This is a genomic window from Actinoplanes missouriensis 431, assembly GCF_000284295.1.
Lineage (GTDB): Bacteria > Actinomycetota > Actinomycetes > Mycobacteriales > Micromonosporaceae > Actinoplanes > Actinoplanes missouriensis.
In genome coordinates this window covers 7,423,380-7,443,204 of the sequence record NC_017093.1, presented here as the reverse complement: position 1 = coordinate 7,443,204, position 19,825 = coordinate 7,423,380, and the positions used below count along the sequence as shown (strand labels likewise).

25 protein-coding genes are annotated in these 19,825 nt (G+C 70.7%); 19 read left to right on the top strand and 6 right to left on the bottom strand.

What is annotated here, in order from left to right:
* Positions 1-21: 21 nt before the first annotated feature.
* The 11 genes from AMIS_RS33880 to AMIS_RS33830 all read left to right on the top strand — a co-directional run bounded on the left by AMIS_RS33880 (position 22) and on the right by AMIS_RS33830 (position 7,991).
* Positions 22-645, top strand: a complete 624-nt coding sequence (locus AMIS_RS33880) for a HEAT repeat domain-containing protein (RefSeq protein WP_041831556.1) — start codon at positions 22-24, stop codon at positions 643-645.
* Positions 645-1,517: a CheR family methyltransferase gene (locus tag AMIS_RS33875; RefSeq protein WP_014446978.1), complete on the top strand. Its 873-nt coding sequence runs from the start codon at positions 645-647 to the stop codon at positions 1,515-1,517. Before AMIS_RS33880 ends, AMIS_RS33875 begins: the two co-directional genes overlap by 1 nt.
* On the top strand, positions 1,517-1,915 hold the full coding sequence (locus AMIS_RS33870; RefSeq protein ID WP_041830234.1) for a response regulator: 399 nt from the start codon (positions 1,517-1,519) through the stop codon (positions 1,913-1,915). Before AMIS_RS33875 ends, AMIS_RS33870 begins: the two co-directional genes overlap by 1 nt.
* Positions 1,912-4,272 (top strand): chemotaxis protein CheA, encoded by a 2,361-nt coding sequence (locus AMIS_RS33865; protein ID WP_014446976.1) that lies wholly within the window; start codon positions 1,912-1,914, stop codon positions 4,270-4,272. The genes AMIS_RS33870 and AMIS_RS33865 overlap by 4 nt, the downstream gene beginning before the upstream one ends.
* Positions 4,253-4,528 carry a hypothetical protein gene (locus AMIS_RS33860; RefSeq protein WP_041830233.1) on the top strand — a complete coding sequence of 92 codons (276 nt, stop codon included), beginning with the start codon at positions 4,253-4,255 and terminating at the stop codon, positions 4,526-4,528. Before AMIS_RS33865 ends, AMIS_RS33860 begins: the two co-directional genes overlap by 20 nt.
* Positions 4,525-4,896 (top strand): response regulator, encoded by a 372-nt coding sequence (locus AMIS_RS33855; protein ID WP_014446974.1) that lies wholly within the window; start codon positions 4,525-4,527, stop codon positions 4,894-4,896. The genes AMIS_RS33860 and AMIS_RS33855 overlap by 4 nt, the downstream gene beginning before the upstream one ends.
* A gap of 32 nt (positions 4,897-4,928) precedes the next feature.
* Entirely contained in the window at positions 4,929-5,978 is a 1,050-nt protein-coding gene (locus tag AMIS_RS33850) for a methyl-accepting chemotaxis protein (protein WP_014446973.1), read from the top strand.
* Positions 5,979-6,020: 42 nt separating this feature from the next.
* Positions 6,021-6,293: a hypothetical protein gene (locus AMIS_RS33845; RefSeq protein ID WP_014446972.1), complete on the top strand. Its 273-nt coding sequence runs from the start codon at positions 6,021-6,023 to the stop codon at positions 6,291-6,293.
* Positions 6,290-6,814: a GAF domain-containing protein gene (locus tag AMIS_RS33840; protein ID WP_014446971.1), complete on the top strand. Its 525-nt coding sequence runs from the start codon at positions 6,290-6,292 to the stop codon at positions 6,812-6,814. The genes AMIS_RS33845 and AMIS_RS33840 overlap by 4 nt, the downstream gene beginning before the upstream one ends.
* A gap of 129 nt (positions 6,815-6,943) precedes the next feature.
* Positions 6,944-7,522 (top strand): HhH-GPD-type base excision DNA repair protein, encoded by a 579-nt coding sequence (locus AMIS_RS33835; RefSeq protein WP_014446970.1) that lies wholly within the window; start codon positions 6,944-6,946, stop codon positions 7,520-7,522.
* A 67-nt stretch (positions 7,523-7,589) separates the two neighbouring features.
* Positions 7,590-7,991, top strand: coding sequence for a DUF3099 domain-containing protein (locus AMIS_RS33830; protein WP_014446969.1), 402 nt, complete (start codon positions 7,590-7,592; stop codon positions 7,989-7,991).
* A 45-nt stretch (positions 7,992-8,036) separates the two neighbouring features.
* Here AMIS_RS33830 and AMIS_RS33825 read toward each other — a convergent pair whose 3' ends face one another.
* Complete coding sequence (locus tag AMIS_RS33825) at positions 8,037-8,918, bottom strand: carbohydrate kinase family protein (RefSeq protein WP_014446968.1); 882 nt, start codon at positions 8,916-8,918, stop codon at positions 8,037-8,039.
* Positions 8,915-9,862: a pseudouridine-5'-phosphate glycosidase gene (locus tag AMIS_RS33820; RefSeq protein WP_014446967.1), complete on the bottom strand. Its 948-nt coding sequence runs from the start codon at positions 9,860-9,862 to the stop codon at positions 8,915-8,917. Before AMIS_RS33820 ends, AMIS_RS33825 begins: the two co-directional genes overlap by 4 nt.
* 120 nt (positions 9,863-9,982) lie before the next feature.
* On the opposite strand from AMIS_RS33820, the gene AMIS_RS33815 reads away from it, so the two are divergent.
* The 3 genes from AMIS_RS33815 to AMIS_RS33805 all read left to right on the top strand — a co-directional run bounded on the left by AMIS_RS33815 (position 9,983) and on the right by AMIS_RS33805 (position 12,681).
* Positions 9,983-10,207: a DUF3039 domain-containing protein gene (locus AMIS_RS33815; protein WP_041831555.1), complete on the top strand. Its 225-nt coding sequence runs from the start codon at positions 9,983-9,985 to the stop codon at positions 10,205-10,207.
* Positions 10,208-10,214: 7 nt separating this feature from the next.
* Entirely contained in the window at positions 10,215-10,835 is a 621-nt protein-coding gene (locus tag AMIS_RS33810; protein WP_014446965.1) for a trimeric intracellular cation channel family protein, read from the top strand.
* A gap of 115 nt (positions 10,836-10,950) precedes the next feature.
* Positions 10,951-12,681, top strand: a complete 1,731-nt coding sequence (locus AMIS_RS33805) for a DEAD/DEAH box helicase (protein ID WP_014446964.1) — start codon at positions 10,951-10,953, stop codon at positions 12,679-12,681.
* Between the two features lie 108 nt (positions 12,682-12,789).
* Here AMIS_RS33805 and AMIS_RS33800 read toward each other — a convergent pair whose 3' ends face one another.
* A complete protein-coding gene (locus AMIS_RS33800) occupies positions 12,790-13,032 on the bottom strand; it encodes a DUF7455 domain-containing protein (protein WP_014446963.1) in 243 nt (80 codons plus the stop codon).
* 247 nt (positions 13,033-13,279) lie between these two features.
* Entirely contained in the window at positions 13,280-14,833 is a 1,554-nt protein-coding gene (locus AMIS_RS33795; RefSeq protein WP_041831554.1) for an RNA polymerase sigma factor, read from the bottom strand.
* 275 nt (positions 14,834-15,108) lie between these two features.
* Between AMIS_RS33795 and AMIS_RS33790 the strand changes: the two genes are divergently transcribed.
* A complete protein-coding gene (locus tag AMIS_RS33790) occupies positions 15,109-15,918 on the top strand; it encodes an inositol monophosphatase family protein (protein WP_014446961.1) in 810 nt (269 codons plus the stop codon).
* Positions 15,919-15,946: 28 nt separating this feature from the next.
* On the opposite strand, the gene AMIS_RS33785 is transcribed toward AMIS_RS33790, so the two are convergent.
* Positions 15,947-16,498 carry a LytR C-terminal domain-containing protein gene (locus AMIS_RS33785; RefSeq protein WP_014446960.1) on the bottom strand — a complete coding sequence of 184 codons (552 nt, stop codon included), beginning with the start codon at positions 16,496-16,498 and terminating at the stop codon, positions 15,947-15,949.
* A 335-nt stretch (positions 16,499-16,833) separates the two neighbouring features.
* Between AMIS_RS33785 and AMIS_RS33780 the strand changes: the two genes are divergently transcribed.
* Together AMIS_RS33780 and AMIS_RS33775 are read left to right on the top strand one after the other, a co-directional pair.
* A complete protein-coding gene (locus tag AMIS_RS33780) occupies positions 16,834-17,130 on the top strand; it encodes a DUF4193 domain-containing protein (protein ID WP_014446959.1) in 297 nt (98 codons plus the stop codon).
* 145 nt (positions 17,131-17,275) lie between these two features.
* Positions 17,276-18,130 (top strand): hypothetical protein, encoded by an 855-nt coding sequence (locus AMIS_RS33775; RefSeq protein WP_014446958.1) that lies wholly within the window; start codon positions 17,276-17,278, stop codon positions 18,128-18,130.
* Here the strand turns inward: AMIS_RS33775 and AMIS_RS33770 are convergent.
* Positions 18,096-18,593 carry a DUF3093 domain-containing protein gene (locus AMIS_RS33770; RefSeq protein WP_014446957.1) on the bottom strand — a complete coding sequence of 166 codons (498 nt, stop codon included), beginning with the start codon at positions 18,591-18,593 and terminating at the stop codon, positions 18,096-18,098. The two genes, AMIS_RS33775 and AMIS_RS33770, sit on opposite strands and share 35 nt — an antisense overlap.
* A gap of 87 nt (positions 18,594-18,680) precedes the next feature.
* On the opposite strand from AMIS_RS33770, the gene dut reads away from it, so the two are divergent.
* Positions 18,681-19,154, top strand: coding sequence for a dUTP diphosphatase (gene dut / locus AMIS_RS33765; protein WP_041830232.1), 474 nt, complete (start codon positions 18,681-18,683; stop codon positions 19,152-19,154).
* Positions 19,155-19,171: 17 nt separating this feature from the next.
* The gene (locus tag AMIS_RS33760) at positions 19,172-19,822 is read left to right on the top strand and encodes a DUF3710 domain-containing protein (RefSeq protein ID WP_014446955.1); all 651 of its coding nucleotides are present in this window, start codon (positions 19,172-19,174) and stop codon (positions 19,820-19,822) included.
* Positions 19,823-19,825 lie beyond the last annotated feature (3 nt).

Here is a 19,825-nt window from a genome sequence, read left to right as displayed (position 1 = left end):
CGCCGAGGAAGGGTGATCACGATGGGACTCGTCCGCAAGAAGGCAGCGGAGCAACCCGAGGACGTCGCGCCGGAGAGACCGTCGGCGGAGGCGCTGCGGGCTCAGCTGGACGACCCCGACCCGGACTGCCGGCGGGAGGCCGCGCTGGGTCTGGAGGGCGACGAGGAATCAGTGCCGCACCTGCTCACCCGGATGACGGTGGAGACCGAGACGAACGTACGCGACGCGATCCTCACCACGCTCGCGGCGCACGACAACGAGACCGTGGCGGGCAGCCTCGCCGTCCACCTGGCCAGCGACGACGCGGCGCTGCGCACGGCCGTCGCGGAGGCGCTGGCGACCATGCCGAGGTCGATGCCGGCGCTGCTGCCCAGCCTGCTGGTCGCGCCCGACCACGACGTCCGGGTGATGACCGCGATGGTGCTGGCCGACCTGAACCATCCGGACACGGCCGCCTGGCTGGTCCAGATGATCAGTGAGGACCCGCATCCGAACGTGGTGACCGCGGCGATCGACGCGCTGCTGCCGGTGGCCGGCCCCGAGCACGCCGCCGTGCTGGAGGAGGCCGTGCGCCGCTTCCCGGACGATCCGTTCCTGCGATTCACCGTTCAGGCGGCCCTGCCCCGTCTGGCCGGGACGGCGTGATGGCGAGCGCGCCCGCCACCGGGGCCGGTCTCTCCGACGCCGACTTCGTCCGGTTCACCGAGTACTTCTACAAACGCACCGGGATCCACTTCACCTCGGCGAAGCGCTACTTCGTGGACAAGCGGATCGAGACTTGCGTACGGGAGTCGCCGTACGACACGTTCAGCGGCTGGTTCGCGGCGCTGCGGGTGAACGAGAACACCGGCATGCTCCAGGACCTGATCAACCAGTTGACCGTCAACGAGACGTACTTCCTGCGCGAGGACTACCAGTTCGACGCGATGCTCAGCACGGTGCTGCCGAACGTGCTGCGTGACCGGGGCGGGCTGAACCGGATCGTCGGGCCGGTCAAGATCCTTTCGTTGCCCTGCTCGACCGGCGAGGAGCCGTACTCGATCGCGCTGCGCCTGCTGGAGGAGTGGGACCAGATCGACCACGTCGACGTGGAGATCCACGGCGCCGACATCGACAGCGAGGTGCTCGCCAAGGCGGCGCACGCCAGCTACAACGATCGCTCGGTGCAGCGGGTGCCCAAGCCCTGGCTGAACAAGTACTTCACCCCGGTCGGGTCCGGGCGGTACCAGGTCGACGAGGGCATCCGCAGCGCGGTGACGCTGCACCGAGTGAACGTCTGCGACACGATGGCGATGCGCGCCTTCCGCGACTTCGACGTGGTCTTCTGCCGCAACGTGCTGATCTACTTCGACGAGCTCTCCAGCCGCCGGGCAGCCGAGAACCTGTACGGCGCGATGCGTCCCGGCGGCTACCTCTTCCTCGGCCATTCCGAGTCGATGAGCCGGATCTCGCCGATCTTCACACCCACCCGCCTGGCGGAGGGCATCGTCTACCAGCGACCGACCGGAGCGAAGTGATGACCGATACCGAGGCGCCGCCCCGGGTGCTCGTCGTCGACGACGCCGCCACGGTGCGGCTCTACCACAGCAGCCTGCTGCTCGAAGCCGGTTTCCAGGTGGATGAGGCGGCGAACGGCCTGGAAGCCGTCGAGGCGGCCATGGCGACACCGTTCGACCTGTTCGTGGTCGACGTGAACATGCCGAAGATGAACGGCTACACCTGCGTCGAGAACCTGCGTTCGGAGACCGTCGCCACCGACGCGCCGGTCCTCATGATCAGCACCGAGGACCGCCCCGGCGACGCCGACCGGGCGTATGCGGCCGGCGCCAACCTGTACCTGGTCAAACCGGTCACCGGAGAACGGCTGATCCGGATCGCCACCATGCTCACGGCCGGGAGGGGCACACCGGCATGAATCCGTTGCTCGCACAGTTCCTCGCCGAGGCGAACGACCTGCTCGCCTCGGTCGACGAAGGCCTCCTGCACCTGGAGCGCGATCCCGGCGACGCCGAGCTGGTCAACGAGGTGTTCCGCGCTGCGCACACCTTCAAGGGCTCGTCCGGCCTGTTCGACTTCCCCGAGCTGACCCGGCTCACCCACGCGGCCGAGGATCTTCTGGACGCGGTACGCGGGGGCCGCCTCGCCCTCGACTCCGGCATGACCGACGACCTGCTCGCCGCGTTCGACCTGATCCGCGGCTGGCTCGCGCACGTCACGGCGCACGAGCGGCTGCCCGCCAGCGCCGGCAACGACGCGGCCGGGCTGATCACCAAGTTGCGGGCGCCGCTCGGCGGTGAGCCGGTCGCGCACACCGCGGCGACCGCGGCCGCGGGCATCGCCGTGATCGATGCGGCGCCCGAGTGGCTCGCGTGGTTCGACGCCGAGTGGCTCACCGAGACCGCGACCTGGCTGGAGACCACCACCTCGACCATGCGGTTCGTCCGCTACACCCCGGACGCGGACTGCTTCTTCCGGGCCGAGGACCCCATCCATCTGGTACGCCAGGTGCCCGGTCTGGACAAGCTCGGGATCGTGCAGCCCGAGCAGTGGCCCGCGCCGGAGGAGTACGACGAGTACGTCTGCCTGCTCTCCTTCGTGGTCGCCACCCGGGCCGGCATCGGCGAGCTGGAGTACCTGTTCCGGTACGTGCCGGACCAGGTGCAGATCGTCGAGCTGGACGGCGACGCGATCACCCGGCATCTCAGCGGCGAGCCACCGCTGAAGGTCGAGGAGAAGGTCACCATCGCGGTCACCGAGGTGATCGACTCCGAGCTGGCCGCCGACGCCCGGTCGGTGCTCGCCGCGGCCCAGCGGACCCTGGAGATCAATCCGGTCGAGGGCGTTCAGTTGCGGTCCGTGGCGCTGGCCGTCATGGCGGCGGCGCGGGCTCTGGGCGTACCCGAAGATCTGACCGAGGCCGACCGCGCAAGCGTGAGCGAAGCGGTGGAACGTCTCCTCGCCGAGGCCGCGCCGGCGCCGGTCGGCACCGTGCCGGTGGCAGCGGCCGCGTCCGCACCGGTGGCCGCCGCCGGACCGCCCGCCGAGCCCACCGGCCGGGCCGACGACCCCGGCGGCCAGGTCGGCACCCGGGTGCTCAAGGTCGACCAGGAGAAGGTGGACCGGCTGATGGAGCTGGTCGGGGAGCTGAACGTCGCGAAGAACGGCCTCACCTTCCTGGCCGACTCGGCCGAGGAGGAGTTCGGCAGCCGGGTGCTCAGCCGGCGGATCAAGGACCAGTACGCCGGCCTGCACCGGATCGCCGAGGAACTCCAGTCCGCGGTGATGGACGTGCGCATGCTGCCGCTCTCGGTGGCGTTCGGCAGGTTCCCGCGCCTGGTCCGCGACCTCAGCCGCCGGCTCGGCAAGACCATCGAGCTGGTCACCGAGGGCGAGGACACGATGGCCGACAAGGACGTCATCGAGGCCCTCGGCGACCCGCTGGTGCACCTCGTGCGCAACAGCCTGGACCACGGCATCGAGCCGTCCGACGAGCGGACCGCGAGCGGCAAGAACCCGGCCGCCCGGCTCACCCTCGCGGCCGTGGCCGACGGCGACGCGGTGATCGTCGAGGTCTCCGACGACGGCCGGGGCGTCGACCCGGTACGCGTCAAGCGCAAGGCGTACGAAAAGGGTCTGATCTCCGAGGAGGAGCTGGAGTCGCTGAGCGACATCGAGGCCGTCGACCTGGTGTTCCGCCCGGGATTCTCCACCGCCGATCAGGTTTCGGATCTTTCCGGGCGGGGAGTCGGGATGGACGCGGTGCGCGCCAGCGTCGAGAAGCTCGGCGGCACCGTGACGATGCGGTCGAAGCTCGGGCAGGGCACCTCGACCCGGTTGCGACTGCCGCTCTCGATGGCCGTGACGCAGGTGATGGTGGTCAGCGTGGCCGGGCAGCGGTTCGGCATACCGGTCGACCTGGTGGTCGAGACGGTACGCGTGCCGGCCGCCGAGATGGGCCGCGTGCTGCACCAGGACGTGGTCGTGATGCGCGGCGAGGTGGTGCCGGTGCTGGACCTGGCGCGGGCGCTGGACATGCCCTGGGCCGCTGATCCGGACGCCGACCGGGCGATCCTCGTGGTCAGCGTCAACGGGCAGCGGGTGGGCCTGCTCGTCGAGCAGTTCCACCGGGAGGTGGACGTGATCCTGAAACCGATGGAGGGCCTGCTCGCCTACGCCGACGAGTTCTCCGGCACCGCGCTGCTCGGCGACGGCCTGGTGCTGCTGGTGCTCAACATGAAGGAGGTGCTCGGCCTTGCCGCTCGAGTTGCATGACGACAGCGCGACGCTCGTCGGCGTGGTCACCGTCGACGAGGTGGAGCAGCTGGCCGGCTGGCTGCGGGCCGCCAAACGACCCCGGGTCAGCCTGAGCAGATGCAACCATCTGCACACCGGCGCGCTCCAGGCCCTGCTGCTTTTCAAACCGAAGATTTCTGCAGCACCGAAAGACGCCTTCCTGGCGACGCAGGTGCTGCCACTGCTCAACGGGAGCAGCGGCACAGCCGGTAACAAGGGGAGCGAACCACCATGACCACCGTGATGCTCGTCGACGACTCCGCGACCATGCTCATGAGCCTCAAGTCGATCCTCACCAAGGCCGGATACACCGTGGAGACCGCCGGTCACGGCAAGGAGGCCATGGACAAGCTCGCCAAGGGCGTCAAGCCGAACCTGATCATCAGCGACGTCAACATGCCGCAGATGGACGGGATCACGTTCGCCCGCGAGGCGCGCAAGGCCCCCGGCATGCGATTCACCCCGATCCTCATGCTGACCACCGAGTCCGAGCAGTCGAAGCGGACCGAGGCGAAGAACGCCGGCGCCACCGGCTGGCTGGTCAAGCCGGTCGGACCGGACCAGCTGCTCGGCGTGATCAAGCAGGTTCTGCCCGGCGCCTGATCCCACGGCTCTTCTCGCTTTGGAGGTACCGCATGCCAAGCCTTCTCCGCAGGCTCACCCTCTCTCCGGCCGAGCAGCCGGAGCAGCAGGGTGTGCGCGGGGACGTCGTGGCCGAGGCGCTGGAGCCGATCCCGGCGTTCTGCGAGGTGGTCGACGGCCACATCCGCGACGTGATCGAGCAGACCGGGGAAGCGGCCCAGGCAATCGTCGAACAGCTCGTGAAGGTCGACTCCCTGGCCGAGGTGATGTCCGGCGACGTGGCGCAGCTCGCCGGCACCCTCTCCCGCACCGAGAGCGAGCTCAGCCAGGTCAGCTCGTCCAACGACCAGCTGGTCGGCCGGCTCATCGCCTACTTCCTGCACCGCGACTTCCAGATCCGGGCCCTGGTGGACCAGATGCGGGAGCTGAACCAGCACGTCACCCAGATCGAGGAGGTCAGCCGGGCCACCAACATCCTCGCGCTCAACGCCATGATCGAAGCGGTCCGGGCAGGTGAGGCGGGTGAGGGCTTCTCGGTCGTCGCCGACGAGGTCCGCAAGCTGGCCCACCGGTCGTCCGAGGCGGCGCACGGCATCGGCAGCAGCATCGCCGACCTGACCGCCAAGCTCGACTCGGTGCTCTCCGACGACAGCCAGTTCGACCGGAGCGAGGAGATCCCGGCGCACACCGAGGAGACGGCGATGACCCGCCGTCTCGGCGGCATCGCCAACGCGCAGCGCGAGATGTCCGAGATGGTGACCGGCATCCTCAAGGACACCGTCAGCGCGGCGACCCAGGTGCAGCGCAGCTCCGACGCGCTGATCTCGGAGACCACCGGCGCGGTCGGTCACGTCCAGTTCCAGGACATCAGCCGTCAGATGCTGGAACATGTGGCTGAGGCGGTCACCGACGTCTCCCGGCAGGCCGCCGACGTGAGCGCGTACGCGCGTGGCGACCTCACCGAGGAGGAGTTGCGAGCCGGCGCCATCAACGTGGAGAGCCTGCAGGCGAAACACGTGATGTCGCGTCAGCGGACCACCCACGCTCAGCAGACCGGTCAGGAGGTCCAGTCCGCTGCCGAACCGCTCATCGAACTCTTCTGACCACGAGACCGCCACGAGACTGCCAGCGAGAGGTGCCCGGCGATGGCTCGCATCGAGAATTACGGCCACGACATGCCGACCGAGCAGGACGCCGTCAAGGCCCTGGCGGACCTGATCGGCCCGCAGATGGCCGAAGGGCTGTGGACCCTCGCGGTGCAGGCGCTCGGCATGCGCCGCCCGGTCACGTCGCCGGCCGAGCTGCGCCGGGTGGCCGAGCACGTGATGGAGGTGGGCGAGCTGAGCCGGGTCGCCGGGCGCTCGCTCAAAGTCCGGATCATCACGTACGAGGCCCTGGCTCGCACGGTGCCGTCGTGATCTTCACGCGCTATCCCGAACTGCACGACCCCTCCCGGCTGCGCGACCTGGCACGCGTAGGCCTGGACCGGGAGACGCCCCGTGCCTATCTCACCGAGCTCGTGGAACAGGTCGCGGTGGCGATGGACACCCCGTTCGCCGTGATCACCGGCCTGCTCACCGACGCACAGGTCTTCCTCGCCGGGTACGGCCCGATCCCGGCCTGGCTCGGCGAGGCCGGCGGCACCCCGATCGAATGGGCGTTCTGCACCCCGATGCTGCGCAACCGCGCCGCCCGGTACGTCAACGACTTCACCGCCGACCCGGAATTCCGGGACAACCCGCTGGTCACGATCGAGGGCGTCCGCTCCTACATCGGCGCTCCGCTGATCTCCGGCCGGGGTGGGGTCCTCGGCAGCATCTGTGGCCTGGACCTGCGGCCCCGGGAGTTCGGCGCGGACCAGCTCCGCGTCGTCCAGGAACTGGCCGAGGAGGCCGCTCGCCGGCTGGAGGCCGACGCCGCCTCCAGCTCCGCTGACTGAACGCCGCACGCGGGGGAGCGGACCAGCAGTGTGGGTTCACGCACCCGCCGGCGCCGGATCGGCAGTGTCGGATCGCGCACGCGTGGGACTCGCCGACCCGCCGCCCGGGTGAGGTAGGAAGATGAGCGCATGTCATTCTCGCTGCCCATCGACGCCGAGGCGAACGCGCTTCTGGACCGCGACCCGCTCGCCGTGCTGATCGGTCTGACCCTCGACCAGCAGATCACCATGGAGAAGGCGTTCACCTCGCCGCACGTCCTGGCCCAGCGGCTCGGGCACGTGCCGACCGCCACCGAGCTCGCCGAGTTCGACCCGGAGGCGTTGCTGGCGATCTTCTCGGAGCCGCCCGCGCTGCACCGGTTCCCGAAGGCGATGGCCGCCCGGGTGCAGGAGGTCTGCCGGGTGCTGGTGGACCGGTACGACGGCGAGGCGGCGAACCTCTGGGCCGGCGTCGGGAGCGGCGCCGAGCTGTACCAGCGGATCTTCGCGCTGCCCGGGTTCGGCAAGCAGAAGGCGCAGATCTTCGTGGCGCTGCTCGGCAAGCAGTGCGGTGTGCAGCCGGCGGGCTGGCGGGAGGCTGCGGGCGGCTACGGCGACGCGGACGCGTACCGGTCGGTCGCGGACATCGTCGACGAGGAGTCGCTCGGGAAGGTCCGGGCGTACAAGAAGCAGGTCAAGGCCGAGGCGAAAGCGGCGAAGGGCTCCTGATTCGCGGGCCGGCTGGCCGGAATTCCCCGGACGGTGGGAGGATGGCGGAGTCGATCGGAGTCCGCGCGTGAAAAAGCAACCGGTGTTGATCACCGATGCCGCTCGCAGCCAGGGCGACCAGCTCCGAAGCCGGGAGATCCGTTACGTCACGATGATGGGGATCCGGGCGTTGTGCCTGATCCTCGGGGGCGTCCTGATCAGTCTGCGGGTGCCGCTGCTGGCGCTCTGGCTGATCCTCTGCGCCGCCGGGATGGTCTTCCTGCCCTGGGCGGCGGTGCTGATCGCGAACGACCGCCCGCCGAAATCCAAGGCCGAGCGGGCGGCCGACGCGGCGGCGCGGGAGGACTACCGGCGGGCGCTGATCCAGGCCGCCGCCGCGGAGCAGACCACCCCGGAGCCGATCATCATCGACGCCGAGATCGTGGAAACGAACGAGCCCGCGGGCAAGAACGAGCGCAGACCCGGCTAGGAACGAACGCAGACCCCGGCCAGGAACGAACGCAGACCCGGCCGGCTAGGACGGCCGCGCTCCCAGGACAGCGACCGCACGGGCGCCGAGTTCAGCCCCCGCGGCGAGCGCCTCCCGCGGCGACGCCCCGGAACACCGGGCCGCGAGCAGACCTGCGGCGAAGGCGTCACCCGCGCCGGTCGGATCTTTCATGGGTACGGCCTGAGCCCGCCCACCGACCTCCGACCCGTCCCGCCCGCTCCACACCGCGCCGGCCGCCCCCTGCTTCACCACGGCCGCGTGCACGTGAGCCGTCAGCCGCCGCGCCTGCTCACCGGGGCTGCCCGGCCCGGCCAGCACGTCCGCCTCGTCCGCGTTGCACAGCAGCAGGGCGGAACCCCGTACCCAATCGAGGAAGGCGGAAGCGCCCACCGACCGTAACGGGGCCGCCGAGGCCGCGTCGACGCTCACCGGAAATCCCCGCCGGGCGGCGGCCGCCAGGGCCGCCAGGCCGGCGTCCCGGGACCCGGCGTGCAGCAGCGGATAGCCGGAGAGGTGCACGTGCGTGCCGTCCGGCGCGGCGTCGACGACCGCTGTCACGTGCGCCGGGCCGAGCAGCAGCGACGCGCCCCGATCGGTGATCATGGTGCGTTCGCCGGCGCTGGTCAGGACGACGACGCTGCCGGTGGCCGTGCCGGGGCAGACCTGCACCGCGCAGCGCACGCCGCCGTCGGAGAGCTCGGCGACCCGGTCCCGTCCGGCGGCGTCGTCACCGACCGCGGAGACCAGCGTGACCGGGTGCCCGGTGTGGGCCAGCCAGGCCGCCGTGTTCGCGGCCTGGCCACCGCCGCCGACGCGGATCGCCGCGTCGGTGTCCGAACCGGGCTGCACAGGGCCGTCGTGTTCGACGAGGACGTCCGTGACGAGATCCCCGACGACGATGATCATGGCGCGGCGAAGCCGACCGGGCCGGCGGACCCGCTGGTCGCGGCGACCGCGATCCGGGCGGCCAGCGCCGAGTTGCGCAGGATGATCCGGATGTTGGTCTCCAGGCTCTTCCCCTCGGTGCTGGAGTGGAAGTGCGACAGCAGGAACGGGGTGACCGCCTTGCCGGTGATGTTCTGCTCGGAGAGCAGGCGCAGGCCGGACTCCAGGGTGCGGTCGTGCAGCTCCGGGTCGAGTTGCTCGTCCCTGGGCAGCGGGTTCGCCAGCACCAGCGCGCCCTCGGTGACCCGCTGCTCGTCGCGGGCCCGGATGAAGTCCGCGACCTGCTCCGGCGAGTCCAGCTGCCAGTCGACGTCGAAGCCGCCGTCGGTGATGAAGAAGCCGGGGAAGCGGGTGGTTCGGTAACCGGCCACCGAGACGCCGAGGGTCTCCAGCCGTTCCAGGGTGGCGCCCACGTCGAGGATCGACTTCACGCCGGCGCAGACCACCACGATCGGGGTACGGGCCAGAGCCGTCAGGTCGGCCGACTCGTCGAAGGTGACGCTGGCCTCCCGGTGCACGCCGCCCAGGCCGCCGGTGGCGAACACGCCGATCCCGGCCGCCGCGGCGATCGCGCTGGTGGCCGCCACGGTGGTGGCGCCGTCGGCGCGCCGGGCCGCGGCGATCGCGAGGTCACGGACGGAGAGCTTCGCCACGTCCTGCGCGAGTGCCAGGTGCTCGACCTGCGCGTCGTCCAGGCCGACGACGATCTCGCCGCCGATCATGCCGATGGTGGCCGGCTCGGCGCCGTTGTCCCGGACGGTCTGCTCGATCTCCCGGGCCACCCGGAGGTTGTCGGGGTGCGGCAGCCCGTGCGAGATGATCGTGCTCTCCAGGGCCACCACCGGCCGGCCGTCACGGCGGGCCCGGGTCACATGGTCGCCGTATCGAATCGCGAAGTCAGTCACATGATCACCGTACGGGTCCTGGTTATCGCCTTGTCGTTGGACCGACCCGGCGTGAGGTGTCAGACTTGCTGGCTGAGGTCCTGCGTTGGATCGGTCCCGCGTTGCATTCCTGAAGGGCAGATAACCGTGAGCACCCAGATCCTTGAGCGTCCGGAGACCAAGGACGCCGATACCGGTCCGGAGATGTTCCATTACGTGCGCAAGGAGAAGATCGCCGAGAGCGCCGTCATGGGCAACCTCGTCGTGGCCCTCTGCGGCGAGACCTTCCCGGTGACCAAGTCGCCGAAGCCGGGCTCACCGGTCTGCCCGCAGTGCAAGGAGATCTACGAATCCATGAAGGTCTGATCAAGGCGTGACGGGCGGATACGGCCTGCTCGTCGCGGACCTGATCGGTGTGGCGGTGTTCGCCGCCTCCGGCGCCACGGCCGGCGTCGCGAAACGCCTCGACCTGTTCGGGGTCGCGTTCGTCGGCTTCGTGGCCGCGCTGGGCGGCGGCATCCTGCGGGACCTGGCCATCGGGTCGGTCCCGCCGCTGGCGTTCGCCGACTGGCGGTACGCGGTGACCGCGGTGGCGGCCTCGCTTGCCGCGTTCTGGCTCCATCCCACGCTGAACCGGCTCCGGCGCACCGTGCTGCTGCTGGACGCCGCCGGGCTGGGCCTGTTCACCGCGACCGGCACTCTCAAGGCGATCGCCGCCGGCGTCCCGCCGGTCGGCGCCTGCCTGCTCGGCATGCTCACCGCGATCGGCGGCGGCCTGGCCCGTGACCTGCTCACCGGGGAGATCCCGGTGGTGCTCCGGCGCGAGATCTACGCGGTGGTCGCGCTGGGCGGCGCGGTCCTGGTCACGGTCATGCACCGGATGGGCTTCACCGGCCTCCTCCCGCTGGTCGGCGCGGCCGGCCTGATGACCGGGGTACGCCTCCTCGCGCTCTACCGCAAGTGGTCCGCGCCGGTCGCGGCGCCTCGGTTTTGAGCCTTTGGTCGCAGCCTTCCGACACCCGCCCGGCAACCGGCCGCCGCTATGCTGGTCGAAGCCTCCGCGCCCCAGATCGCGGGGGTTTTTCCGTGAGTGAAGGGATCCTCGCAGCTTGAGCCCGCCTCTGCCGAACCTGGAGATCTTCCCGCCGCTGCGTGCCTGGCAGCGCAAGGCGATGGTGACGTACCTGCGCCGGCAGTCCGAGGACTTCATGGCCGTGGCGACGCCCGGTGCCGGCAAGACCACGTTCGCCCTGCGGATCGCGGCCGAGATGCTCGCCGACGGCACCTGCGACGCGGTCACCGTGGTCTGCCCGACCGAGCACCTGAAGACCCAGTGGGCGCTCGCCGCGGCCCGGGTCGGCATCCAGCTCGACCCGAAGTTCCGCAACGCCGACGTGCACTCGTCCCGCGACTTCCACGGGGCGGTGGTGACGTACGCGCAGGTCGGCATGGCGCCGGCGGTGCACAAGCGGCGCACCATCACCCGGCGCACGTTCGTGATCCTGGACGAGATCCACCACGCCGGTGACTCGCGGAGCTGGGGTGACGGGGTCAAGGACGCGTTCGAGCCGGCGGTGCGGCGCCTGCTGCTCACCGGGACCCCGTTCCGCTCCGACGAGAACCCGATCCCGTTCGTCACCTACGAGCGGGGTCAGGACGGCATCCAGCGGTCCCGGGCCGACTCGGTCTACGGGTACGGCGACGCGCTGAAGGACCGGGTCGTCCGGCCGGTGCTGTTCATGGCGTACTCCGGGGAGACCCGCTGGCGGACCAACGCCGGCGACGAGCTGGCGGCCCGCCTCGGTGAGCCGATGACCAAGGATCTGGTGGCGCAGGCCTGGCGGACCGCCCTGGACCACCGGGGCGACTGGATGCCCCAGGTGCTGCGGGCGGCCGACGCCCGGCTCTCCAAGCTGCGCGAGCACGGCATGCCGGACGCCGGCGGCCTGGTGATCGCGAGCGACCAGCAGTCCGCCCGGGCGTACGCGAAGCTGCTGCACGACGTGACCGGGGAGTCCGCCACGATCGTCCTCTCCGACGATGAGGGCGCCTCCGGCCGGATCGCCGCGTTCGCCGCCTCCGAGCAGCGCTGGATGGTCGCGGTCCGGATGGTGTCCGAGGGCGTCGACATCCCGCGCCTGGCCGTCGGTGTCTACGCCACCAGCGCCTCCACCCCGCTCTACTTCGCCCAGGCGATCGGCCGGTTCGTCCGCTCCCGGGTGGAGGGTGAGACCGCCACGGTCTTCCTGCCGAGCGTGCCGCACCTGCTGGGGCTGGCCAGCGAGATGGAGGAGCAGCGCAACCACGTCCTCGGCGCGCCGAAGGAGAAGGACGGGCTCGACGACGAGCTGATCGAGCGGGCGCAGAAGTCCGAGGACGCCCTCGGCGACCTGGACAAGCAGTTCGAGGCGCTCTCCGCCACCGCCGAGCTGGACCAGGTGATCTACGACGGGACGTCGTTCGGCACCGGCGCGCGCAGCGGCACCGCCGAGGAGCTGGACTACCTGGGCCTGCCCGGCCTGCTCACCCCGGAGCAGGTGACCGATCTGCTGAACAAGCGGCAGGCGGAGCAGCTGGCCGCGCAGAAGCGGCAGCAGCTGGCCCAGCCCGCCGCGCCGGTGCCGGAGCAGCGGGAACCGGTCGCGCCGATGAGCGCGGGGGAGCGGCGCAACAGCCTGCGCCGCCAGCTGAACACTCTGGTGGCGGCCCATCACCACCGGACCAACCTGCCGCACGGCAAGATCCACGCCGAGCTGCGCCGGCTCTGCGGGGGGCCGCCGAGCGCTCAGGCGACGATCGAGCAGCTCGAGGAGCGGATCGCGACCATCCAGACGCTCTGAGGGATTACGGCCCGCAGCGGGCCGCTCAGAGGGTCTTACGCACAAACAGAAGGGCACCTCCTGGCTGGAGGTGCCCTTCTTGCGCGTCTCTGTGGGGGACCGCTGCTGCTAGTTGGTGGAGTTCGACATCATGACAGCGCCGCGCCAGGTGAATTCCGGATCGGCCGCATAGTGCACGGCGATCTTCACCAGGTCCTCGGCGTACCGGTTGGCGTGGTGGCCGCAGAACACAAGATCGCCACCGCCTGCCAGGGTCAAACGGAGCTTCCCGGCTGCATTGCAGCGGTCGCACCGTTCATCGGCTGCTAGACCGGCCAGGCTTCCCGCCGGCGGCGTGAGGGTCGGGGTCATCGCCTTCCTCCTCTGTTCGTCACCGATGAACATGTTCCTCGGCTACTGCTCACTCATCGTGCAACACCCTGCACCGTTGCAGCCTTCCCGATGTGCCCCGGGGGGACCGAGGTCACACCGTTCGTTCTGGCTAGTGTGCCGTGATCCAAGGGTGCCACGTCAACGATCACTTCTGCACAACGGTCTGATCACCACCCGTTGATGTACGGGTGGTGACCATTTGGACACGTAATGTTGACTGAATACCCTAGTCCAGGTAGTCGCGGAGGACCTGGGACCGGGACGGGTGCCGCAACTTCGACATCGTCTTGGACTCGATCTGACGAATCCGCTCCCGGGTCACGCCGTAGACCTGGCCGATCTCGTCCAGCGTGCGCGGCTGGCCGTCGGTCAGGCCGAAGCGCAGCCGGACCACGCCCGCCTCCCGCTCGGAGAGCGTCTGCAGCACCTGCTGGAGCTGGTCCTGCAGCAGCGAGAACGAGACCGCGTCGACCGCGACGACCGCCTCGGAGTCCTCGATGAAGTCACCGAGCTGGCTGTCGCCCTCGTCGCCGATGGTCTGGTCCAGCGAGATCGGCTCACGCGCGTACTGCTGGATCTCCAGCACCTTCTCCGGCGTGATGTCCATCTCCTTCGCCAGCTCCTCCGGGGTGGGCTCGCGGCCCAGGTCCTGGAGAAGCTCGCGCTGGATGCGGCCGAGCTTGTTGATGACCTCGACCATGTGCACCGGGATGCGGATGGTGCGGGCCTGGTCGGCCATGGCGCGGGTGATGGCCTGCCGGATCCACCAGGTGGCGTACGTGGAGAACTTGTAGCCCTTGGTGTAGTCGAACTTCTCGACCGCGCGGATCAGGCCGAGGTTGCCCTCCTGGATCAGGTCGAGGAAGGCCATGCCGCGACCGGTGTAGCGCTTGGCCAGCGAGACCACGAGCCGCAGGTTCGCCTCGAGCAGGTGGTTCTTGGCCCGCTCGCCGTCCCGGTTGATCCACTTGAGGTCGCGCTCGAAGTTGCGCTCGAGCGTCTCCTCGCCCTCGTCGGCGGCGCGCAGCCGCTCCGCGGCGTAGAGGCCGGCCTCGATCCGCTTGGCGAGCTCGACCTCCTGCTCCGCGTTGAGCAGCGGAACCTTGCCGATCTGCTTGAGGTACGCCCGGACCGAGTCGGCGGAAGCGGTCAGCTCGGCGTCGCGACGCGCCTGCTTGAGCGCCTCGGACTCCTCGTCGTCCCACTCGAAGTCGCCGTCGGTCGCCGAGCTGGCGGCGTCGGTGGCGGCAGCCGCGACCATGGCGGCCGGCTCCTCCACCACGACGTCCTCGATCTCGGCGGCGAGCTCTTCGGGATCGATCTCTTCGCCGGGGCCCTCGCCGGGCTGACCCGGAGCGGCCTTGGTGGCGGTCTTCTTGGCCGGCGTGGCCTTGGCGGCCGCGGTGGCCTTGCGGACCGGCGCCGCCTTCTTGGCGGGGGCCGGCGTGCCGCCGTCAGCGGCCGGTGCGGCCTGCTTCGGCGCGGGCGCGGCCTTCTTGACGGGCGCCGTCTTCGCGGTGGTCGCCTTCGACGCCGGCGTTGCCGAGCGGGCGGCGGCCACCTTGCGGCGGGTGCTGGCGGAGCCGTCGACGACGACGGTGATGCCGGCGTCGACGAGGCCGCGCAGAATCTTCTTCGCCTGAGCCGGGTTCACCGCGGCTGACTCGAGGGTATGCGCGACCTGGGCCGAGGTGAGTTGCCCGCCCGCACCCTGAGCATGGGTGATCAGGGCCTCGGTGAGAGAGCGAACGTCGGCACCGTTCTGGTGGGCTTCTGTCACGAATGACCTTCCGGAGGCGATGAGGTTGGGCACGGCCAGGGTCCAGCGCAGCACGCGGGGGCGAGAGTTGCTGGGGTCGGTTTGGGAGCCCCCGGGACCCGGACCGTCCCGCAGGCGAGTGTCCGTGAAGCGTGGGCAGGGGTGAATTGTAGCGCCGCCGACCGAGATCCTCCGCCCACAGCACGCCGCCGACGCTCGACGACCTCGCCGAAGACGCCGGTTGCGGCCCCGGAAGAGCCCGGCAGGAGAATGCTAACGGCGGAAAGGACCCACACGTGAGTGAGATTTTGACGGACGAGTTGTTGGCGATCGCGGTCCGCGTGGCCAGGCAGGGCGCCGTCACGGCCCGCCGGATGCGCGACGAGGCGATCGGCGACGTGGAGACCAAGAGCACCGACACGGACGTGGTGACCGCGGCCGACAAGGCGGTCGAGCGTCAGGTGATCGAGGCGCTGCTGGCCGAGCGTCCCGGCGACGGCGTGCTCGGCGAGGAGTACGGGGACTCGGCGACGGTCGCGCCCGGCGCCGTGCGCTGGATCCTGGACCCGATCGACGGCACCGTGAACTACCTCTACGGCCTGCCCCAGTACGCCGTCTCGCTGGCCGCCCAGGTCGACGGCGAGGTGGTCGCCGGAGTGGTGATCAACGCGGCCACCGGCGACGAGTGGACGGCCACCCGGGGCGGCGGGGCGTGGCGCGCCGGGCACCGCCTGACCGGCTCCGTCCGGACGACGCTGGACCAGTCCCTGGTCGCCACCGGATTCGGGTACGACGCCCGCCGGCGCGAGCACCAGGGCGCCGTTCTGGCCCGTTTGATCACCCGTGTGCGTGACATTCGGCGGCTGGGTGCGGCAGCACTCGACCTCTGCCTCACCGCGGAGGGCAGTCTGGACGCCTACTTCGAGAAAGGCTTGAACCTGTGGGACCACGCGGCGGGCGGCCTGATCGCCGAGGAGGCGGGGCTCGTCGTGGGCGGGCTGTCCGGTGCGCCGGCCGGCAAGGAGATGCTGGTCGCGGCGCCACCGGCGCTCTTCCCGGTTCTGCACGACGTCCTGGTGGAGCTGGACGCGGCGGGTGGTCCCTAGGGCGTGGCAGGCGGTCCCTGGGCCGGGGTCAGTCCCCGTCCTTGGCGGCCTCGGCGGCCGGCTTGAGGCAGGAGCCCGGCGGCAGCGTGGGCTCCCCGATCTCGACCAGCGACTGGTTGACCTCGGTGGTCGTGGCCAGCTGCTGGAACTGGTCGCCGATGACGACGTCGATCACCGCGCCCTTGCGCTTCGGGTCGTACGTCATCTTCGACTGCGCCAGGAAGTACGCCCGGAGCAGCTGGGCCCGGCCGACCGCCTCCGGCCCGTACTTGATCTCGGCGACTTCCTTGAACTTCGTCTTGCTCTTGGCCGGGTCCTTGACGGTGAAGCGCCGGTTCTTGAACTCGTTGGTGACGCTCTCCGCCAGGCCGGCCCGGTTCGTGCCGTTGAGCACCTTGATGGTCACCTCGGCCGGGTCGTCCGGAAGCAGGACGTCGGCGAGCGGGGCGCCCGCCGGGCAGTCGCTGCCGTCGGCGAGGTCGCCCTGGGTGTCACGCACCAGCGCGACAACGACGAAGACCACCGCTGCCACGGCGAGCACGCCGACGAGGACGAGCGCTCGGACGCGGGCAAAGCTCATGGGGTTGGCTCCAGGGTCGGACGAGGGGCCCGGGTAAGGTCGCCGGGCCTGTCGAGAGGTTAGCGTCTGTCCGCCAGGCGCGCGGAAACAGGGAATGCTTCCGGCGCGCCGACAATGATCCAGAGGCCGGTGCCCCTACTTTGATGTCGCCTCAGTCACATCGGGAACAATGTGCCGCCGTAGCGCGTACAAGCCTGCCGCAACAGCGGTAAGGTTCCGCGCTCGCCGGACCTGGTCCGGGTGTCAGAAATCGTCCAGCGGAACCGGGAACCGAAACCCTGTCCTTGGCGTTACAAACGCACAAGCGACACATCGATACAGGAGAGTGAAAACCGATGGCCACCGACTACGACGCCCCGCGTCGCGATGAGGTCGACCTCGGCGAGGACAGCCTCGAGGAGCTCAAGGCCCGTCGCGCCGACTCACAGTCGGGCGCAGTGGACGTCGACGAGGTCGAGGTAGCGGAGAGCTTCGAGCTGCCCGGCGCCGACCTGGCCGACGAGGAGCTCACCGTCAAGGTTCTGCCCATGCAGACCGACGAGTTCCGCTGCTCCCGCTGCTTCCTGGTGCACCACCGCAGCCAGTTGGCGACGGAGCGCAACGGGGAGCTGATCTGCCGCGAGTGCGCCTGAGCGCACTCGCCGCAAGTCCGCCGGCACCCGATCGCGGCATGACGCGGTCGGGCACAAGGCGTTCGCCACGGGGGTTTGATACGGGGTTTGACCCTGGGGCGTGACCGGGAACTCATACCGGGAACGCCCGACGGGAAGGACGACGATGAACCACGCGGATCGTGCGACCGAGCCCGCAGACGCGGCTGGGTCCGGAGCCGAGTTCGACGCTGTCCGTGACTCGCCAGACAAAAACGAAATAACGGATAAATTCGCACAACCCGGTTCCGATGTCGAACTGGGCCGCACCGTCGCGGCCCTGACCTCGGACGAGCTGGAGCCGGCCGGCCGCCGGCAACTGCTGGGCCGCCTCGTGGACGAGGTGCGCGACCGCGGTGTGGGCCGCCTGTTCCGGCCCAGGGCCGCGCTGCGCTGGATGGCCGACGCGGTGGTCGACGTGGCGCCGCGCATCCCGGTCCGCGACCTGGAGACGCTGCGCCGGCACTTCCCCGGGCTGGACGACGAGGAGCTCGCCGAGCGCCTGATCCGCAACGCCGCCCGGGCCACCGCCGGGGTGGGCGCGGCGGGCGGCGGGGTCGCCTCGGTCGAGTGGGTGGCGACGCCGACGCTGCTCTCCGCCCCGGTCCTGCTCGCCGCCGAGACGGTCGCCGTGGTCGCCATCGAGATCAAGCTGATCGGGGAGCTGCACGCCGTGTACCGGCAGCCGATCGACGGCGGGGTGCCCGAGCGGGCCATGAAGCTCGTCGAGTCCTGGTCCGGCCAGCGCGGGGTGAACCCGATGCTGCCCGGCGTGGGCGTGGCCGCGGTGCTCGGCACCGCCGCCCGCAAGGAGCTGCAGAAGACCCTGCTGAAGCGGTTCGGCCGGAACCTGACCACGATGGGCCCGATGCTCACCGGCGCGGCGGTCGCCAGTTACCTGAACCGGCGGGCCACCCGCGCGGTCGGCGACAAGGTCCGCGCGGACCTCAGGAAGACTGCTCCGCCCGCTCTCGGCGGCTGACCTCGAGCAGCACCGTCGCGAGCTCGACCGGCTTGCGGGTGCTGACCACCCAGTACGGCGTGGGGTCGGCCGGGTCGTCGAGGACCACCTGCACGGCCGTGGAGATCCACGGGCGTTGCACCACGAACGCGAACGGGTGGGCGCCGACGCCGAGCGCCTCCCGCTTGCCGGCCGCGTCCAGCGCCACCACGTCCGAGATCACCGCGACCGGCAGCCGGGCGTCGTCGACCTGGAACTCGGTCGGCGTGACGGCGATCCGCAGCCGGTTCAGCGGGAGGAGCAGCAGGACGCTCAGCGGCACCAGCACCACGAACGGGAGCCACCAGGGGATGTCCGGCAGGCCGAACGTCAGCTCAGCGGCGAGGATGGTGCCCGAGAGCAGCGCGGCGGGCCAGGCCCACCACGGGAGGCTGAGCCGTTCGCGATGGGCCGCGCGGGTGCGGGCCGGGGACTCGGGTGTCACCCTCGAAGGGTACGGCGCGCCTCCGATGCCCGGCGCGGCAGGATGGCAGGGTAAGTGCGCCCGGTTGACCCGTCAGGAAGGCTCGACGTGACTGACCCCGTCGTCCAGGTCCGCCTGCTCGACCCCGATCTGCCCCTGCCGGCGTACGCGCATCACGGTGACGCCGGCGCCGACCTGGTCGCCGCCGAGGAGGCCGAGATCGCCCCGGGCGCCCGCGTGAAGGTCCGGACCGGCCTGGCGATCGCCCTGCCGGACGGTTTCGTCGGGCTGGTCCATCCTCGTTCCGGTCTCGCCGCTCGCCTCGGGGTGACGGTCCTCAACGCGCCCGGTACGGTCGACGCCGGTTACCGGGGCGAGATTCTGGTGAACCTGATCAATCACGATCGGGAGAACACCGTCAAGATCTCCCGTGGCGACCGGATCGCCCAGCTCGTGGTCCAGCGGGTGGAGCGGGCGGTGTTCCACCTCGTGGACACGCTCGACGACACCGCGCGGGGCGCCGGTGGGCACGGCTCGACCGGCGGTCACGCAGAGCTGGCCGGGCACGACAAGCAGGACTGAAACGGAAGGTGGCAGTGATGTTCTCCCGTAAGCGCGATGCCGCGAAGCACGTCCGTGCGGCCGACGCGCCGCCCTCCGCGGCGCTCGCGAGCAGCCTGGCCGCGGGCGGGGAGGCACCCGCGCCCGAGTCCGGCCCCTGGGACGCCAAGCACGCCCCGGAGGGTGTGCAGCGGCTCGACCTGGGCAGCCTGCAGATCCCCGCGATCGAGGGCGTCGAGGTCCGGGTCCAGGCCAACCCCGAGGGCGGCGTCGAGCAGGTGGTGCTCGTCGACGGCGAGAGCGCGCTGCAGCTGGGCGTCTTCGCGGCGCCGAAGACCGAGGGCATCTGGGACGAGGTCCGTGCCGAGATCGTCGCGGCGATGACCTCGGACGGTGTCGCGCCGCAGGAGGTCACCGGTAAGTACGGGACCGAGCTGCGCGCCCGGGTCACCACCCCGGAGGGCCCGGCCGACGTCCGTTTCGTCGGTGTGGACGGCCCGCGCTGGATGATCCGCGCGCTCTACCAGGGCGCCGCGGCCGCCGATCCGGGCCGCGAGGGCGTGCTCGGCGAGGTGCTCTCCGGCCTCGTCGTGGTCCGCGACAACGAGCCCCGCCCGGTCCGTGAGCCGCTGCCGATGCGGCTGCCCAAGGAGATGGCGCAGCAAGGTCAAGCCGACGCGCCCGCCTGACGT